Raw genomic sequence first — 18,421 nt, forward strand, 5'->3', positions numbered from 1 at the left:
AAACAATTTGCCGGGTGGCGCTACGCTAACCCGGCCTACAAAGGGCGTAACTTAGTAGCTGCTTGCGCTCTTGCCATCGCCGTGACCCAGCGCTTTCAACAGGCTTGCCAGCAGGCTGGATGCGCCGAAGCGATAATGACGAGCGTCAGCCCAGTCAGCACCAAACAGCTCATCAGCAATGGCGAGGAATGCCTGAGCATCTTCAGCGGTACGCACGCCACCAGCCGGTTTAAAACCAACTGTTTTAGACACGCCCATATCGCGAATCACTTCCATCATGATGCGAGCGCTTTCCGGCGTAGCATTCACTGGCACTTTGCCGGTAGAGGTTTTGATGAAATCTGCGCCTGCCTTGATAGAAATTTCAGAGGCTTTGCGAATCAGCGCTTCTTCTTTCAGCTCACCGGTTTCGATGATCACTTTCAGCAGCACGTTAGCGGCGGCACAAGCATCTTTACAGGCTTTAACCAGATCGAAACCGACCTGCTCGTTACCGGCGATCAGCGCACGGTAAGGGAACACCACGTCAACTTCGTCCGCGCCATAAGCGATAGCCGCTTTGGTTTCTGCCAGCGCAATGTCGATGTCGTCGTTGCCGTGTGGGAAGTTGGTGACGGTTGCAATGCGCACATCCGGCGTGCCCTGCGCTTTCAGGGTCTTACGCGCAATCGGAATGAAACGCGGGTAAATGCAGACTGCTGCGGTGTTACCCACCGGGGTTTTTGCCTGATGGCACAGCGCGATCACTTTCGCATCGGTGTCATCGTCATTCAGGGTAGTCAGGTCCATCAGTTTTAACGCGCGCAGGCTGCTTGCAGTTAACTCAGTCATGTTATCTCCGGTGTTGAATTTTTACCTTGCGGGTCTGTGACTATTTTAACACCGACCCACGGTTGCACATCGATCCTCATCACAGTTAATGAAACACGCATGCATATTTGCATCACCATAATGAGAGTTAAATCACTCTTTATCACTGTACGAGTGGGATGGGATCAAAAGCCCGTCCGCTGCTTTTCTCTACAATGCCCTCATCGCCAACGCGTCTGAGGATCTTCTATGTCTGACTCATTTGAACAACGTTGCCAGAACATTGTGACAAGCCAAACCTTAAGCCCGGAACAAAAACGTCATTTCCTGGCCCTTGAGGCTGAAAATGCACTGCCCTACCCGGCCTTACCGCAGAGTGCTCAAGCGGCGCTGGATGAAGGCGTGATTTGCGATATGTTTGAAGGACATGCTCCTTTCAAACCTCGCTATGTCTTACCCGACTACGCGCGCTTCCTGGCTCACGGCTCGCAGTGGCTGGAGCTTGAAGGCGCGAAAGATCTGGATGACGCGCTCTCGCTGCTGACGATCCTTTTCCACCATGTCCCTTCCGTCACCTCGATGCCGGTTTATCTGGGCCATCTGGATCAGATCCTCTTGCCGTATGTTAAAATTCTAACACAAGAAGACATCGATATCCGCATAAAACGTTTCTGGCGCTACCTCGACAGAGTCCTGCCAGACGCCTTCACCCATGTAAATATCGGCCCACAGGATACGCCAGTCACACGCGCCATTTTACGTGCAGACGCTGAACTCAAGCAGGTTGCGCCAAACCTGACCTTTATCTACGATCCCGCTATCACGCCAGCAGATCTGCTGCTGGAGGTGAGTAAAAATATCTGTGAATGCAGCAAGCCGCACATCGCTAACGGACCAGTCAATGATAAAATATTCACAAAAAATCACTATGGCATTGTCAGCTGTTACAACTCGCTGCCGCTGGCCGGAGGGGGCAGCACACTGGTACGCCTCAATCTGAAAGAAGTGGCGAAACGCAGCGCCTCAACGGAAGACTTCTTCAACGTCCAGCTTCCACACTATTGCCGCCAGCAAATCAGCATTATTGATGCACGCTGTTCGTTCCTTTATGAGCACTCTCACTTCTTTGAGAATAGCTTCCTGGTGACGGAAGGGCTGATTGACCCGCAACGTTTTACGCCAATGTTCGGTATTTATGCCCTCGCAGAAGCCGTCAATGAACTGTGCGAGAAAACGAACAGCGCAGCCCGCTACGGTAATGATGAAGAAGCGAATGCCCTCGGCTGGCGCATCAGTGCGTGGCTTGCAGAGTTCGTTGAAAACACGCCGGTGAAATATGGCTGGCAGCAGCGCGCGTTGCTGCATGCACAATCCGGTATCAGTTCAGACAGTGGCACTACGCCGGGCGCGCGAATTCCTTACGGCAGCGAACCTGATCCAGTCAGCCACCTGCTCACCGTGGCGCCACATCATGCGTATTATCCTTCCGGCATCAGCGACATTTTAACGCTCGATGAAACCATTAAACGCAATCCGCAGGCCGTCATGCAGTTGTGCCTCGGCGCTTTTGCATCCGGGATGCGCGAGTTTTCCGCCAACGTCAGCGGCAACGATTTGGTTCGCGTCACGGGGTACATGGTGCGGTTATCCGATCTGGAAAAATACCGCGCCGAAGGTTCGCGAACCAATACCACCTGGCTTGGCGAAGAAGCTGCACGCAACACCCGCATTCTGGAACGTCAGCCAAGAGTAGTGAGCCATGAGCAGCAGATGCGCTTTAGTCAGTAACGTCATCCCCTTCTCCTGCGTCGACGGCCCCGGTAGCCGTCTGACGCTGTTTTTACAGGGCTGCAATCTGCGTTGTAAAAACTGCCACAATCCGTGGACGATGGGGCGCTGCAACGACTGCGGAGACTGCGCAGTGCATTGCCCGCACGGCGCACTTACGTTTCAGGCGGGTCGAGTGTACTGGCAGGAAGCGAACTGCCAGCAGTGCGACACCTGCCTGAAAATGTGCCCACAGCACGCCACGCCGATGGCGCAAATGCTGTCGGTGGAAGATGTCCTGAAACAGGTTTCACGCGCGGCCCCGTTTATCGAAGGGATTACCGTCAGCGGCGGTGAAGCCACCACTCAGTTGCCGTTTATCTGCGAACTGTTTACCGCGCTGAAAGCTACACCAGTACTGCGCCATCTCACCTGTCTGGTGGACAGCAATGGCGAGCTTGGCATAAGCGGTTGGGAAAAACTTAAACCACACTGCGATGGCGTGATGGTGGATTTGAAAGCCTGGGAAGACAGCACGCATCTGGCGCTGACCGGGCGAGGAAATGGGAGAATCAAAGAGAGCATTCGCTGGCTGGCGAAACAGAACCTTCTGGCTGAATTGCGCCTGTTGGTTATCCCGGAACACACCGACTATCTGCGTTTTATCGAGCCGTTAAGCCTGTTTATTCGGGAACTGGGAGAACTGCCGATACGGCTGAATGCGTTTCATGCTCAGGGTGTTTATGGCGAAGCGAAAGGCTGGCGAAGCGCCTGTGCAGAAGATGTGGAACCTCTGGCACAGGCGCTGAAGGTGCGGGGGATAAGCAACGTTATCCTCCCGGTACTTTACTTATAGCGCAAGGAACACGCCGGCGATGGTGGCGCTCATCAGGTTAGAGAGCGTCCCTGCCGCAACGGCTTTCAGGCCAAGCTGCGCGATATCGTGACGACGATTCGGTGCCATGCTGCCCAGGCCGCCAATCAGGATGGCAATGGACGACAGGTTGGCAAAGCCACACAGCGCGAAGGAGATGATCGCTTTAGTGTGAGCAGAAATCACCTGCAGGCCAGCCGCAGCAACCACCGCGTCTTCTTTCAGGTATTCACCGAAGTTCATGTACGCCACAAATTCGTTGATGATCAGCTTCTGACCGATAAACGAGCCCGCAACGTTTGCTTCACTCCATGGCACACCAATCACCCACGCCAGCGGTGAGAACACCCAGCCGAGGATCAACTGCATAGAGAGCTGTGGATAATCGAACCAGCCACCGATTCCGGACAGAATGCCGTTCAGCAACGCGATCAGCGCCACAAACGCCAGCAACATTGCACCGACGTTCAGCGCCAGTTGCATCCCGGAAGCCGCACCAGAAGCCGCCGCATCCAGCACGTTGGAAGGCCTGTCGATATCCGGATTCTGTTTTTCCAGATCCGGGGAATCGCTTGGGGTTTCCGTTTCAGGCAGGATGATTTTCGCAAACAGCAGACCACCCGGGGCCGCCATAAACGACGCTGCAATCAGGTATTCCAGTGGAACGCCCATTTGCGCATAACCCGCAAGAACAGAACCCGCAACAGACGCCAAACCACCGCACATGACCGCGAACAGCTCAGAACGTGTCATGGTGGCGATATAAGGACGCACCACCAGCGGCGCTTCAGTCTGACCGACGAAAATGTTCGCTGTGGCAGACAGTGATTCAGTACGGGACGTTTTCAGCACGGCACGCAGACCGCCACCCAGAATACGGATAACAAACTGCATGATGCCGAGGTAGTACAGCACCGCGATCAATGAGGAGAAGAAGACGATAACCGGCAGAACACGCAGCGCGAAGATAAAGCCGCCGCCGCCGAAGACTTCGAACATTTTGTCAGAAACCAGGCCGCCAAACAGGAAGCTGATCCCTTCATTACCGTAGGCGATAACGTTTGCTACACCTTCCGACATAGCCAGCAGAACCTGGCGACCCGCGGGGACGTAAAGGATCAATGCGCCGATACCGATTTGAATCAGCCAGGCACCGATAACGGTACGAAGGTTGATGGCACGGCGATTACTCGACAGCAGCAAGGCGATGGAAAGCAGCACCACCATGCCAATCAAGCCCATAAGGATTTGCATACAGAGTCCCTGTGTATTGAAAGTGATAAAAGGGGAGACGAATTCAAGCCCGCCGATTATAACGATCCGTCACTATTCTGTGCGTACACGTCACACGTTTTAGGCAATAAAATGAATGTAATAATAAATTATGAGATCTACATCACTGAAATTGGCGCTAATTATAATCCCGCAAATAATTTCAATGTGTTACCAGTAAGCGTTTCGGCAATTTCATCAGGCGATTCGGAACGCAGCTCGCACAGGCATTCAAAAACACGAGCAGCTTGTTCTGGGCGATTAGGTTGCCCTTGATAACCATTAAGCGGCATATCTGGCGCATCAGTTTCCAAAAGTAATGCAGAAAGTGGCAACTGTGCCATGACATCGCGTGTTTTGCTGGCGCGCGGATAGGTTATCGTTCCACCCACACCGATCTTATACCCCAACTGCACGAAACGCTCCGCCTGTTGCAGGCTGCCAGAAAACCCATGAACAACACCCGTTCGCGGGAGGTTGTGGCGTTTGAGCAACATCGCCAGTTTGTCGTGGGTACGACGTGAATGAAGGATAACTGGCAGGTCGTAACGCTTCGCCAGTTTGAATTGCGCTTCGAGGAAATAAACCTGACGTTCAAATTGAGGATCTTCACGGTAAAGATCGAGGCCAATTTCGCCAAGAGCCACCAGCTTTTGCGGCTTGCTTGCGATCTGCTCTGCCAGCAACTCAAGGCTCTCTTCAGTGTGCTTTTCAATGACAATAGGATGCAGGCCAAGCGCGGCATAGAGAGGCGAATGTGTCGCGGCCAAGGACAGCACACGCTCAAAACGTGACGCTTCGACCGCAGGCACGATGATTTTTTCCACGCCTGCCGCAGCCGCCTTTTTCAGACTGCCTTCGGCGTCATCAACAAACGGGGGGAAATCAAAATGACAATGGGTGTCGATAAACTGGAAACTCATGCCGCACCTCGGGTCCGCTAACATTCCTCGTTTAAGAATATCAAGTATAGGATCCTGAGGCGATGCCTTTATCCCCCCTAATAAAATAAGGATAAGAACAAACCTCCTTTTAATTTCAATTTCATTAAATTGAATTATCTAAAAAACTAAATTCAATATAATTACCAACCTAAAAGGTGGTAACACCTTGGTTTTAAAATACATAAATGTTTAAATTTAAACATATCAAAGAAAAACACTTAATTTTCAACAGATAAAATAAAAATGCAAAAAATGCATGATTGGTTACTTATTGACTCATAAAGCAATCTAATTAATCATCCGCGTCCTGTAGTGGACTTAAAATATTTATAACGGCATTCAGCCCTGAACGAATTTTAAGTTTCACGATGTAGGTACACTCTCAAGTATCAAATCAAATGGAATGGTTATATTCATGAAGAATAAAATTTTAGCTGTGGCTGTTACCGCAATTCTGGCGGGTGCAAGCATCAATATTGCTCAGGCTGCGGGTACTGAAACCACAGTTTCTGGTGGCATCGTTAACTTTACCGGTTCTGTGGTTGATGCGGCCTGTGCTGTTAATGCTGATTCCATCAATCAGACTGTCCAGATGGGTCAGGTTCGCCTGAAACGTATGGACGCAGAAGGGGCAACGTCGGGGACTAAAGTTCCGTTTAACATCATTCTGCAGGATTGTGAGACTTCCGTAAGTTCTCAGGTTGCAGTGACCTTTAAAGGGACCACCGATGCCACAGTGACCACGGCTCTGGCAAACACTGCGGGTCAAGGTGCTGCCCAGCAAGTTGCTCTGCAATTGTACGATCAGGCCGGTACTGAATTGACTCCGGGTGTTGAACAGTCCACGCCATTCTCGCTGCACGATGGTATCAACAACCTGACTTTCAGCGTTGATTATGTCGCAACAGGCTCGGCTGCGACCGCAGGTATTGTCAGCGGAACGACCACGTTCGACCTGCACTACCAGTAATGTTTTATGCGGCCCCAACGGCCACGGCTTGTGGGGCTGCATCTTAAGCATACGTTTATTGCAAAAGGATTGTGCGATGCGTACCAGACCAGATCACACCACTCTGATTGCTGCTGTTATCGGTTGTTGTTTACTCACCTTTAGCACACCAGGGTTAGCCAGTAGAGAAGTCTGGATTGCGGGCGGAAGAGTCGCCTTTCACGGGGGAGTCGTGAACGCTGCTTGCACCGTGGATACCGCCAGCGCACACCAAACCGTTCAAATGGGACAGGTTCGAAAAGAAGCCTTTCACAGCATTGGCGACTGGCAAGTCCCCACTGATTTTCAAATTCAGCTCGATGATTGCAGCACCAACGTGAGCAAAAACGTGTCGGTGATGTTTACCGGGCTTACCGATGGCAAAGATCCTCAAGTCTTTCAGGTTAGCGGCACCCCCAACGCAGCCCAGGGCATCGGAATTGGCATCTTTGATTCAACGGGCAACCTCGTTGTACCTAATTCAACTCCGCTTAGAAGCACCGTGCTTTTGAATGGAGAAACCGTATTGCATTTCAGCGCCAAATATCGGTCAACGGACCGGGATGTTAAGCCTGGAATAGCGCAATCAGAAGTGTGGTTTAACCTCTTATATCAGTAAATAAGCCACTTTCTATTCGGCTGGACTCTCTTTTAAAACTGAATAAATAGTAGGCAATTATGAAATTTAACACTGTCGCCAAAAATCATCGTCTAAAAGCTGCATTGGTTTCTGCTTTTCTTTTACTGACATCTCAGGCCGCGCATGCTGGCGGGATTGCGCTGGGTGCAACTCGCGTTATTTACTCGCAAGGCGAAAAGCAGGCCACGCTGCCGATTATTAACTCGACCGATAATGGCACATTCCTGATTCAGTCCTGGGTCTCTAAACCCGACGACAGCAAATCACCGGACTTCGTGCTAACGCCGCCCCTGTTTGTGATTCATCCGAAGAAAGAAAATACCCTGCGTATCATGTATACCGGGCCCAAATTGCCGACCGATAAAGAAAGCCTGTTTTATCTCAACGTGAAGGCCATTCCTTCGGTGGATAAAAGCCAGCTCAAAGGCAACACCTTACAAATTGCCACCCAGAGTGTGATCAAACTTTTTGTCCGCCCGAAGAACCTGCCGACTCAGGCGATTAACGCGCCAAAATCTCTGACCTGTAGCATTAGCGGTAGCAACCTTATCGTCAAAAACCCCACGCCTTATTACGTAACGATGGTCAACCTCTATGTCGGTGGGCAAAAGCTGCACAACACCATGGTGGCACCTCAAAACAAAGCTGAAGTCAGCATTCCTGGCGGCAAAACCGGTGCGGTCACCTTTGAAACAGTGAATGACTTCGGCGCTAACACACCTAAACAGAGCTGTGCGAAGTAAGGGGCTTCCCCTTTTTGCCAAAGACGATTCAGGGAATAAATGTCTATTTATCTGTCTACCAATCCGTTGAGGCTGTTCAGGCTGACGCCACTGGCGTTGCTTGTCGGCCTGTTTCCCATGGAGGGATTTGCGGATAACTATTTCAACCCGGCATTCTTGTCTGCTGACCCGAATGCCGTGGCTGATTTATCGCATTTTGAAAGCGACAGCCAGGCGCCCGGCGTCTATCGCGTCGACATCTATCTCAATCAGAAATTACTGGATGCCCGGGATATCACCTTTAAAGCTAAAGAGGCCCAGGGCGAAACGGGTGCGAAATCTGGCGATGGCACAGGGCTTTACCCGTGCCTGAAAATCAAATCACTTGAAGCCATGGGCGTCAATGTCAGAGCCATTGAGACGCTTAAAGACAAGCAGCCCGATGAGTGTGTGGATATCAGCAAAGTCATTCCGGACGCTCAGGCCTCTTTCAACTTTGAACAATTACGCCTTGATCTTAGTATCCCCCAGGCCGCGTTAGCGAACCAGGTGCGGGGATACATTCCGCCAGAGCAATGGGACAATGGGATCAATGCGTTATTGCTCAATTATCAGTTCACCGGCTCCAACAGCCGCAACCGTGGCGAGGCGGATGGCGGTAAACAGACCAGCTACTTCCTCAACCTTAACAGCGGGTTAAACATTGGCCCATGGCGCTTACGTGATGCGTCCACCTTTAGCTACAACAAAGACAATCAACACAGCGAGAAGTCCTGGGAGCACATCAGCACCTACGTTGAGCGCGCCATTATTCCGCTGCGTAGCACGCTGGTTATCGGCGATACCTATACCTCTTCGGAGATTTTCGATGGCATGAGCATTCGCGGCGCCAAAATGGAATCGGATGACAGCATGCTACCGGACAGCCAGCGTGGTTTTGCGCCAACGGTTCGTGGGATCGCCAAGAGCAATGCTCAGGTCACGGTCAAACAGAACGGCTACACCATTTATCAGAGTTATGTCCCACCCGGCGCTTTTGAAATCACAGACCTGTATGCGACGTCCTCAAGTGGTGACCTGACCGTTGAAGTTAAAGAAAACGACGGCAGCATTAACAGTTACACGGTGCCCTACTCTTCCGTTCCTCTTCTTCAGCGTGAAGGCAGAATGAAGTACTCCATAGTCGGTGGGCGCTATCGTAGCGGTAACGACCAGCAGGAAGATGTCAGTCTTGCTCAGTTCACCCTGATTTGGGGCTTACCGCATGGGGTGACGACTTATGGCGGATCACAGTTCACCAGGGATTACCGGGCTTTTGCTTTTGGTTTAGGGCTGAACATGGGGGATTACGGTGCCGTTTCTGCCGATATCACTCAGGCCACCAGCACGTTGATGGATGACTCCGTTCATCACGGGCAGTCTTTGCGTTTTCTGTATGCAAAATCGCTTAACGATGCAGGCACTAATATCCAGTTGCTGGGTTATCGCTATTCCACCAAAGGTTTCTACAGCCTGCAGGACACCACCTATAGCCATATGTCCGGCTACACCGTGCAGACGCAGGATGGTCCAGAGGATCACGAGCCCGCCTGGAGCGATTACTACAACCTCTATTACAACAAACGAGGCAAAGTCGAAGCCAACCTGTCACAGCAGGTCATGGATTTCGGTTCCCTGTATCTGACCGCCAGCCGTCAGAGCTACTGGAATACCGATGAGACCAACTCCCTGCTGCAGATGGGTTACAGCGGCAATGTTGGTAACGTCAATTACAACCTGAGCTACAGCTACAACCAGGCGCCGGGTTCTGACAGCAAAGACCAGATCTTCGCCCTTAGCTTCTCACTGCCACTCAGCCAGTGGCTGACGCCAGCGGATAACTCAGCCCTGCCGAAGCACAACGTTTACGCCACCCTGGGTATGAACAGCGACAGCCACGGCAATATGTCGCAAAACGCCGGTCTGAGTGGAACGTTGCTTGACGACAACAACCTTGATTACAGCGTTCAACAGGGCTACAGCAACCACGGTGGCGCGCTGAATGGCTCGGCGAACCTGAGCTATAAAGGCACCTATAACCAGGCCAATATCGGTTACAGCTATAACGACCACGGTGATTACCAGCAGGTGAACTATGGCATGTCAGGTGGCATCGTGGCCCATCGCCACGGGGTGACGTTCAGCCAGCCGTTGGGCGATACCAACGTGCTGATCGCCGCACCTGGTGCTTCCGATGTGCATATCGAAGGCAACAACGGTCTGCGCACCGACTGGCGTGGTTATGCCGTTGTGCCTTATGCCACCAACTATCGCCAGAACCGCATGGCCATCGACACCAACTCCCTCAGCAACAACGTGGATATCGATGATTCTGTTACCACCGTGATCCCGACGAAAGGCGCACTGGTGCTGGCTGAATTTAAAGCCCATGTCGGCCTGCGAGCGTTGATCACTCTGAAGCATAACGGCCGCTCGGTCCCGTTCGGGGCTACCGTTTCTCGTGATGATGAAGGCAGCGGCAGCCTGGTGGGCGATGACGGGCAGGTCTATCTCACCGCGCTGGCGCCGAAGGGCAAACTCACCGCCCAGTGGGGAAACAGCAGCAGCGCTCATTGCGAATTTGACTATGTTCTGCCGGAAGATGCAGAGCAGCAGATAATCACCCGACTCACCGGAGACTGTAAGTGAACACACGACTGTTGACGCTGGCACTGTCCTGCTTCCTGCTGGGTTTTACCCTGGATGCCGCCGGTGATGATACCGATATTGCGAACCTGGTTATTTCAGGAACCATCCTCCCGCAGACCTGTGATGTGGAAAGTGGCAGTCAAAACCAGACGGTGACGATCGGTGACTTCGCCGCCAAAGATTTCCCTTCCGTGGGGAGTGTGACCACCGCAAAAGACTTTCCGATCAATCTGACAGGATGCACTGCTGGCATCGAAGGTGCCAAAATCACCTTCACCGGAACGGCTGATACCACCGATCCCACGCTGCTGGCACTGAGCGATACCGAAGGGAATGGCACGCTGGCAACGGGCATTGGGGTGCAAATTATTGATGCCAACCAGCAGCCAATCTCAATTAACAACGCTGATTCAACTGTTTACCCGTTAACCGAAGGCGATAACCAGCTGAACTTCGCTCTGCGCTACAAATCCACCGCCGCCACCGTAACCAGCGGCGATGCGACGGCCGTTATGTACTTTGACCTCAGTTATCAATAAGGGTGACCTGACCATGAACATGAAACATTACGTCCCGGTTTTGGTTGCCAGTTTGATAGCGGCTTTGCCACTTGCCAACGCCGCAGATGGCACCATCAACGTCAAAGGCCACATCCAGGACAACACCTGTGAAGTGGCGGTCGACTCACAAAGCGTGGCCGTCAAACTGGGCAATGTCGCCAGTAAAGATTTCCGCGAAGCCGGGGATACCTCTTTGCCTCAGGCTTTCATCATCAATCTGGAGCAATGTGGCGCGGCCGTCAGCAACGTTAGCGTCACCTTTAACGGCACCGCAGATGCGAGTGACAGCACGCTATTGGCGATTCCCACAGGAACTGGCAATGCCGCAGGCCTGGGGATAGCCATCTACGATCGCGACAAGGCACTTCTGCCCATCAACACTGTCGGTGAAAGCACTAAGCTGGAAGCGAATCAGCCCGCCGTTGAACTGCTGTTCTACGCCAATTTTATGGCCAACGGTCAGCCTGTTGTCGCTGGTACGGTCAATGCTTCAGCCACTTTCACTCTGCATTATGCGTAACTTTTACCTTAGTCTTCTGCTGCTGTGCCTCACCGCCGCGAGTCATGCGGGGGTGATCATCGGCGGCACACGCTTTATCTATCATGAAGGGCAAAAAAGCCTGGGCGTGACGCTGCGCAATACCAGTAATCGAACGTGGCTGGTGAACACCACCCTTTACAGCAACGGAAAATGGGCAGGCACGCTTGCGCCAATGGCCAAACAAAATCCCGCCAGACTCAGCGCTGTTCCACCGCTTTTTAGCCTTAAGCCAGGAAGGGAAAACTCGCTACGCATCATTCAGACTTCCGCTGATTTACCGAAAGATCGCGAAACCCTGTTTACGCTGAGCGTGGCGGCTATTCCATCAGGTCACGCCAACGGTAACGCTGTGCAGATGGCGGTACGCACGAACTTAAAGCTGATTTATCGGCCTTCCGGTTTGAAAGGCGAATCCAGAGAGGCCTGGCGGCAACTCAAATGGATTCGTCAGGCCCATGGACTGCAAGTGAGCAATCCGACGCCTTACTACGTGACGCTTTTTAATCTGAGTTTCAACGGACATGCACACCCGGATGCTGGTGTCGTGGCCCCTTATAGCCAACGCACCTTCACAGACTGCCAGGCCACGGCGGGATGCCTGGTGAAATGGCAGACGCTAAACGACTTCGGCAAAATCATGCCGGTTGCAACCGCTGCACCGAGCGCTTTCGCGAATCCACGTTCCGATGACTGACTTTTAACGTTCAACCCTGACACCAACATGATGAAAAAACTATTACCCCTGATGTTCTCGCTGTTATGCCTGGGCGAACTCTTTTCCGGAGCTGCCCACGCAGCCTCAACCGGCCCTTGTAACCCTGAGGGCGGAACAGTTCCCGCCAGCTATGACTATGGCCCTAAGGAGATTAATGACCCGGACGATAATGCGTCAGGCACGTTAATCCCCGCCATTGAGCTTCAGGCGCCCAATGGCAGCATTAATATCGTTTGCAGCTGTACCGGTGGACCCTATCAGTGGCTGTGGCTGTGGGGAGACACTACACTCCCACTGGAAGATACGATTGGAGGATTAAATTTTTTCGGCATTCCTTCCAATGAATATCTCCAGGTAGCAATAGAATCAAACACTGTGGGTGGGACATATTACTCGTTTCCTTTCGAAGGTAAGCACAACTCATCCTCATCAAAACAGTATAAATGTGGGGCCTCTAACGCCATTGCAATTGGTGGGACACACACGGGGAGTCTGCTGCGCGTGACGCTGCGAATTAAAAAATCGTTCGTGGGTAATTCTTATCTGGCAAACACCTATGTGGGCTCAACTTACTGGACCATTGGCGATGTGGCAGCCCCCACCCATGGTGCCGTGGCGGCAGTCGACATGTTCATCTCCGGCAGCGTCACCGTGCCGCAAAACTGCACCATAAATGCGGGAACTAAGATTGTCGTGGATTTGGGAACCTCATTTAACGGCGACTTTAAAACTGCTGGGGAGAAAGCCAAAAACTTCACACCGAAGACCTTTAATGTGCCGGTGGAATGTAACGACGTTAATGCCTATGCCAATCTTCATCTCAGGGTGCAGGGCCGTGCCTCGAGCGATCGCCCCGAGGCGATTCAAAGCGATAACGACGATGTGGGAATTGTGATAACCAATAGCGACGGCACGATTCTCAAACCCAACGACTCGACTAGCTACGTCCCCTTCGCCCTCGACGGCTCCAGCCAGGCTAACGTGACGTTACAAACGTATCCCATTAGCACCACGGGTAAAATGCCCTCTGAAGGCACCTTCACCTCTCTGGCCCTGCTGCGCATCGATTTTGAGTGACGCTGAGGAGATCGTGGCGGCCCAAACCGCCACCTCGTTTTACGCTAACCCTTCATTATCAAAATTCGCGTCGTTAGCTTGTGGTGCATTCACCAACGCAGCCGCAGGCACATCGTTCGCTACCGCGGCTGGCGGCACGACCACGGGTGCAGGCGAAGCCACTCGCGGTTTGAAGCGATGCAAAGGGGGTTTCTCTGCGAGCATTTTTCCCATCGTTGCCAGGAAGTAGCGCCCGCACTGCCGCCCCACGTTGTAATCCTCGAGCAAGGCCGGAAGGCGGCTGCCCAGCGCCATGCTGTTGAGTGGCTTCGGCGGATAAATTTCAAGGATGCGAATTTTACCTGGTGGCGTCTCGATGAACTGCTGAATAGCGTGATACGTCTGCTCATGATGCTGAACCAGATTCACAAACGGCTGCAGGCTACTTTCCCCAAGCCAGCGTTCCATACGCTTGAACCACTGCGGGGTATAATACATCTGCGACGGCACGGTGCGGATAACCACCACCGTTTTAGCCCCACGTCTCACCGCTTCCTGTACAGGGATTGCATCGCTCACGCCGCCGTCTAACCAGTTCACCCCATCAAGCGTTACGCCTGGCCGGTAGAAACCCGGGATCGCACTGGAAGCACGAATCTGATCCATCCACGTTTCGCGTGTCGGGGAGAAATAGCCGGGCGAGTAGTCGTCTGCTCTTGAAGCACACATGTAGAAGGCTTTGCCTGCATCAAATTGGCGTGCCGCCACATCCATCGCTAAGGGCATTTTGCTGGCGGTCGCTTCAACCAGCCAATCAAGATCGATAAGGTTGCCGCCGCGCACAAAGCGCATCGGGTCGAAGAATTCGCGGGAGGTGGTGTAACGGGTGATGACTTTTCGGGCGTAGCCGGGCTGGTTGCACACATACGCGGAGAGGTTTTGCGCCCCGGCAGACGTGCCGAGAAAAAGGTCGAAAGGGTTAAATCGTGCGCGCATGAACTCATCCAGCACGCCTGCTGTGAAAATGCCACGTTGACCACCGCCTTCACACACCAGCGCAATTTCGCCGGGATTGAAAGGTTTTACGGCAAGCGGCGCAATATTGCCGAGCGTAACCGGAATTCGCTGTCCCACACTGCTTTCCCGTTTTGATTGTTCTGTTACTTCACCATAACGCAGATAAGGATTGTCTTAAACTGATAAAGCCAGCCCAATGGGCTGGCTTTTGTTACGAAAATTTAACGTCGCTATGGGCGCCGGCGTCCCATAAACAGACTGATCAGGAACAGAATGATACCGACGATAAAGACGATTTTGGCGGCGCCCGCGGCCGTACCCGCAAGACCACCAAAGCCCAGCGCGGCGGCAATTAACGCGATAACCAGAAAGATAATGCCCCAACGAAACATACGATGCTCCTTTACCATAGTTAATGTCGACCGCTTTGATGAACGCTCAGGCACTCAAAACGACAGACTCGTGCCCCCGGCAAGCTGCCGGGGAAGTATGTCTCTACAGACTTATTTCACTTTGAGGTCGTTCTTCACACTTTTTACGCCATCAACAGCTTTGGCGATGCTTTCAGCACGGGTGCTCTGTGCTGAGGAATCGACCGTTCCCGAAAGCTGAACCACACCGTCGGTGGTTTCGACTTTCACTTTACGGGAAGGCACGATGTCGTCGGCCAGCAGTTTGGCCTTGATTTCACTGGTGGTTGCGGTGTCGCCCGCATACCCCTGCATGCTTTGGTTTTTGCTGTCACGGACGTGCAGTTTGTCGCTGACGGAGGCTACGCCTTCCACGCCTTTCGCGACGCTCACCGCTTGCTCAGCCTGAGCCTGGCTTTCAACAAAACCACTCAGGGTGACCACTTTATTGTCGGTCTTCACCGAAATGTCCGTGCTTTTGATGGAGTCATGATCGACCAGCGCCGCTTTCACTTTCGCGGTGATGCTGCTGTCATCCATAAAGCCGCCAACTTTGTTCATCGAACTGTCGATGCTTTTGCCGGCGCTGTCGGCCGTGGATTGCGCTTTATCCATGGTGGATTCAGCCAGTGCAGTACCGCTCATCAGTGCCGTACCCAGCATCACAGCCAGCAGTGTTTTGGACATGTTTTTGCTTGTCATCATCATCGATTCCTGTGGTTTGCTCAGAATTTGAGCTCAGGCGATCTTCATGATCGCATTGCTGTAGGGGTGAAAATCACCGCAGTCGTACAGTTATTAATATCGCGATGGACAAGTACAGTGGGTTAATTCGCCATGTAGCACTAATTTATTAGCCAATTAAGCCAACAAACTTGTCATCACTTTGTTAAATATAGCCAACAATTTTGAGGCTGCCCGGCCAAACGGTTAAAAAGTGGCCTTTTACGGCAGGAATGGGCTCATTTAAGAACTTTCTGCAACGGAATCAACAGGCAGGAGAAAAGCGAGAGCACGGCGCAGGCCGTGCTCTGAGGAGGGATTAGTGCTCGCGGGTTTTGCGGAACTGAACGTCAGGGTAACGTTCCTGAGTCAGATTGAGGTTAACCATGGTTGGCGCGATATACGTCAGGTTATCGCCACCATCCAGCGCCAGCTGAATTTCGTTCTTGCGCTTGAATTCCTCGAACTTCTTCACATCTGAGCTTTCAACCCAACGCGCTGTCGCCACGTTAACGGATTCGTAGATGGCTTCAACGTTGTACTCGCTCTTCAGACGCGCCACCACTACGTCGAACTGCAGTACCCCAACCGCGCCAACGATCAGATCGTTGTTGGCGATTGGGCGGAAGACCTGCACCGCGCCTTCTTCTGATAGCTGAACCAGCCCTTTCAGCAGCTGTTTCTGCTTCAACGGATCTTTCAGACGAATGCGACGGAACAGTTCTGGCGCGAAGTTCGGAATGCCCGTGAACTTCATCATTTCACCCTGGGTGAAGGTGTCGCCAATCTGAATGGTACCGTGGTTATGCAGACCGATGATGTCGCCCGGGTAAGCTTCTTCCACGTGCGAACGGTCGCCCGCCATAAAGGTCAGCGCGTCGGAAATCACGACATCTTTGCCGATACGTACCTGACGCAGCTTCATGCCTTTCTCATATTTCCCGGACACCACGCGCATAAACGCCACGCGGTCGCGGTGTTTCGGGTCCATGTTGGCCTGAATCTTAAAGACGAAACCGGTGAATTTCTCATCCTTCGCTTCGACCAGACGGGTATCGGTGTTACGTGGCATTGGCGCAGGCGCCCACTCCACCAGACCGTCGAGCATATGGTCTACGCCGAAATTACCCAATGCGGTCCCGAAGAAGACCGGGGTAATTTCACCGGCCAGGAACAGCTCTTGATCGAACTCGTTGGAAGCGCCCTGCACCAGTTCAAGTTCATCACGTAGCTGCTGTGCCAGATCTTCGCCAACAGCGGCGTCGAGCTCCGGGTTGTTCAGCCCTTTGACGATGCGAACTTCCTGAATGGTGTGGCCTTTACCGGTCTGATAAAGATACGTTTCATCTTTATAAAGGTGGTACACGCCCTTGAACAGCTTACCGCAGCCAATCGGCCAGGTGATGGGCGCACAGCCAATTTTCAGCTCGCGCTCAACTTCATCCAGCACTTCCATCGGATCGCGGATATCACGGTCGAGTTTGTTCATGAAAGTCAGGATCGGCGTATCGCGCAGACGGGTGACTTCCATCAGCTTACGGGTCCTGTCTTCAACGCCTTTCGCGGCATCGATAACCATCAGACAGCAGTCAACCGCCGTCAACGTACGGTAGGTATCTTCCGAGAAGTCTTCGTGACCCGGGGTGTCCAGCAGGTTCACCAGGCAGTCGCGATACGGGAACTGCATCACCGAGGTAGTGATGGAGATCCCACGCTGTTTTTCCATCTCCATCCAGTCAGATTTTGCATGCTGGCTGGAGCCGCGGCCTTTCACCGTACCGGCGGTCTGGATAGCCTGTCCGAACAGCAACACCTTTTCGGTGATGGTTGTTTTACCGGCATCCGGGTGAGAGATGATGGCAAAAGTGCGGCGTTTCGCCACCTCTTGCAGATAAGGAGACAACGTCATAGTCAGTTCTTCTTAAGTAAACGCGGCACTAAGCCACGCATGTTGAATACGAAAATGCGGCTATTTTACCCGTACGGGAGGGGCTGACAATCAATGTTTACACAGGAGTTGCTCCAGCTCGCCGAGCGACGTTACGGTCCAGGTGGGCTTGATGTGTTCCGGCAGCACCTGCTGGTGTGCATTCAGCCAGCAGGTCGAAAGCCCTGCATTCATGCCACCCAGAATGTCAGAAGCGGCCGTATCACCCACCATCAGCACGCGCGAACGATCCGGATGACCGGCCTGTTCCAGCGCGTAATCAAAAATGCGAGCGTCAGGTTTTGCAACGCCCACTTCTTCAGAAATGATCAGCAAATCAAAATGATCGCGAAGCCCGGTACGTTCAAGACGGATTTGCTGCAAAGACGTAAACCCGTTGGTGATAATACCCATCTTCACCTTGCCCTGAAGCGAATCGAGCAGCGAAACCGCACCGGGTAATGGCGCACAAATCTCTGCCATCGCATTCATAAACGCGTCATTCAGGTCGCCAGGTTTGACGTTCAGACGAGCAGCCCAACTCTCAAAACGCTGATGCTGAAGCTGTAAAGACGTGATGGCACCATTCTGGTAATCGACCCACAGAGGCTTGTTCACGGCCTGATAGTCCTGGAAATCTTCCGCGGTAAACGTCACGCTATAGTCGAGAAACATCCGCTGTAAGCCGCTGAAAGAATCGAAGGTAAACAGCGTTTCATCGGCATCAAAGAAAATCCAGTCCCACATCTTCATCGTAAACCCTTGTC

At 52.6% G+C, this 18,421-nt stretch carries 18 protein-coding genes; 10 read left to right on the plus strand and 8 right to left on the minus strand.

The window, feature by feature from the left end:
• Positions 1–51 precede the first annotated feature (51 nt).
• Positions 52–831, minus strand: coding sequence for a deoxyribose-phosphate aldolase (deoC, locus tag ACI2I2_RS09450; RefSeq protein WP_404657678.1), 780 nt, complete (start codon positions 829–831; stop codon positions 52–54).
• A 228-nt stretch (positions 832–1,059) separates the two neighbouring features.
• Here deoC and ACI2I2_RS09455 point away from each other — a divergent pair, with 228 nt between their 5' ends.
• Both ACI2I2_RS09455 and ACI2I2_RS09460 read left to right on the plus strand, forming a co-directional pair.
• Positions 1,060–2,598: a YjjI family glycine radical enzyme gene (locus ACI2I2_RS09455; RefSeq protein ID WP_404657680.1), complete on the plus strand. Its 1,539-nt coding sequence runs from the start codon at positions 1,060–1,062 to the stop codon at positions 2,596–2,598.
• On the plus strand, positions 2,570–3,433 hold the full coding sequence (locus ACI2I2_RS09460; protein WP_404657681.1) for a YjjW family glycine radical enzyme activase: 864 nt from the start codon (positions 2,570–2,572) through the stop codon (positions 3,431–3,433). The genes ACI2I2_RS09455 and ACI2I2_RS09460 overlap by 29 nt, the downstream gene beginning before the upstream one ends.
• Here the strand turns inward: ACI2I2_RS09460 and ACI2I2_RS09465 are convergent.
• Positions 3,428–4,705 (minus strand): NupC/NupG family nucleoside CNT transporter, encoded by a 1,278-nt coding sequence (locus ACI2I2_RS09465; RefSeq protein WP_404657682.1) that lies wholly within the window; start codon positions 4,703–4,705, stop codon positions 3,428–3,430. The two genes, ACI2I2_RS09460 and ACI2I2_RS09465, sit on opposite strands and share 6 nt — an antisense overlap.
• 161 nt (positions 4,706–4,866) lie before the next feature.
• Entirely contained in the window at positions 4,867–5,646 is a 780-nt protein-coding gene (locus ACI2I2_RS09470; RefSeq protein ID WP_404657683.1) for a TatD family hydrolase, read from the minus strand.
• Positions 5,647–6,082: 436 nt separating this feature from the next.
• Between ACI2I2_RS09470 and ACI2I2_RS09475 the strand changes: the two genes are divergently transcribed.
• From ACI2I2_RS09475 to ACI2I2_RS09510, 8 genes are all read left to right on the plus strand, one after another.
• Positions 6,083–6,637: a fimbrial protein gene (locus tag ACI2I2_RS09475; protein WP_404657684.1), complete on the plus strand. Its 555-nt coding sequence runs from the start codon at positions 6,083–6,085 to the stop codon at positions 6,635–6,637.
• A 76-nt stretch (positions 6,638–6,713) separates the two neighbouring features.
• Positions 6,714–7,274 (plus strand): fimbrial protein, encoded by a 561-nt coding sequence (locus tag ACI2I2_RS09480; RefSeq protein WP_404657685.1) that lies wholly within the window; start codon positions 6,714–6,716, stop codon positions 7,272–7,274.
• 59 nt (positions 7,275–7,333) lie between these two features.
• The gene (locus ACI2I2_RS09485; protein ID WP_404657686.1) at positions 7,334–8,038 is read left to right on the plus strand and encodes a fimbria/pilus periplasmic chaperone; all 705 of its coding nucleotides are present in this window, start codon (positions 7,334–7,336) and stop codon (positions 8,036–8,038) included.
• 39 nt (positions 8,039–8,077) lie between these two features.
• Complete coding sequence (locus ACI2I2_RS09490; RefSeq protein WP_404657687.1) at positions 8,078–10,705, plus strand: fimbrial biogenesis usher protein; 2,628 nt, start codon at positions 8,078–8,080, stop codon at positions 10,703–10,705.
• Positions 10,702–11,244, plus strand: coding sequence for a fimbrial protein (locus ACI2I2_RS09495; protein WP_404657688.1), 543 nt, complete (start codon positions 10,702–10,704; stop codon positions 11,242–11,244). Before ACI2I2_RS09490 ends, ACI2I2_RS09495 begins: the two co-directional genes overlap by 4 nt.
• 13 nt (positions 11,245–11,257) lie before the next feature.
• Positions 11,258–11,785 (plus strand): fimbrial protein, encoded by a 528-nt coding sequence (locus ACI2I2_RS09500; protein ID WP_404657689.1) that lies wholly within the window; start codon positions 11,258–11,260, stop codon positions 11,783–11,785.
• Positions 11,751–12,500 carry a molecular chaperone gene (locus ACI2I2_RS09505; protein WP_404657690.1) on the plus strand — a complete coding sequence of 250 codons (750 nt, stop codon included), beginning with the start codon at positions 11,751–11,753 and terminating at the stop codon, positions 12,498–12,500. Before ACI2I2_RS09500 ends, ACI2I2_RS09505 begins: the two co-directional genes overlap by 35 nt.
• A 27-nt stretch (positions 12,501–12,527) precedes the next feature.
• A complete protein-coding gene (locus ACI2I2_RS09510) occupies positions 12,528–13,598 on the plus strand; it encodes a fimbrial protein (RefSeq protein WP_404657691.1) in 1,071 nt (356 codons plus the stop codon).
• Positions 13,599–13,637: 39 nt separating this feature from the next.
• Here ACI2I2_RS09510 and ACI2I2_RS09515 read toward each other — a convergent pair whose 3' ends face one another.
• From ACI2I2_RS09515 to yjjG, 5 genes are all read right to left on the minus strand, one after another.
• On the minus strand, positions 13,638–14,711 hold the full coding sequence (locus ACI2I2_RS09515; protein ID WP_404657692.1) for a patatin family protein: 1,074 nt from the start codon (positions 14,709–14,711) through the stop codon (positions 13,638–13,640).
• A 113-nt stretch (positions 14,712–14,824) separates the two neighbouring features.
• On the minus strand, positions 14,825–14,986 hold the full coding sequence (locus ACI2I2_RS09520) for a DUF1328 domain-containing protein (RefSeq protein ID WP_071777480.1): 162 nt from the start codon (positions 14,984–14,986) through the stop codon (positions 14,825–14,827).
• A 111-nt stretch (positions 14,987–15,097) separates the two neighbouring features.
• Positions 15,098–15,712, minus strand: coding sequence for a molecular chaperone OsmY (gene osmY / locus ACI2I2_RS09525; protein ID WP_404657693.1), 615 nt, complete (start codon positions 15,710–15,712; stop codon positions 15,098–15,100).
• 334 nt (positions 15,713–16,046) lie between these two features.
• Positions 16,047–17,636 (minus strand): peptide chain release factor 3, encoded by a 1,590-nt coding sequence (gene prfC, locus ACI2I2_RS09530; RefSeq protein WP_404657694.1) that lies wholly within the window; start codon positions 17,634–17,636, stop codon positions 16,047–16,049.
• Positions 17,637–17,726: 90 nt separating this feature from the next.
• Complete coding sequence (yjjG, locus tag ACI2I2_RS09535; RefSeq protein ID WP_404657794.1) at positions 17,727–18,401, minus strand: pyrimidine 5'-nucleotidase; 675 nt, start codon at positions 18,399–18,401, stop codon at positions 17,727–17,729.
• Positions 18,402–18,421: the final 20 nt, after the last annotated feature.

It is taken from the genome of Scandinavium sp. NPDC088450, assembly GCF_044900545.1.
In the GTDB taxonomy this organism is placed as follows: Bacteria; Pseudomonadota; Gammaproteobacteria; order Enterobacterales; family Enterobacteriaceae; genus Scandinavium.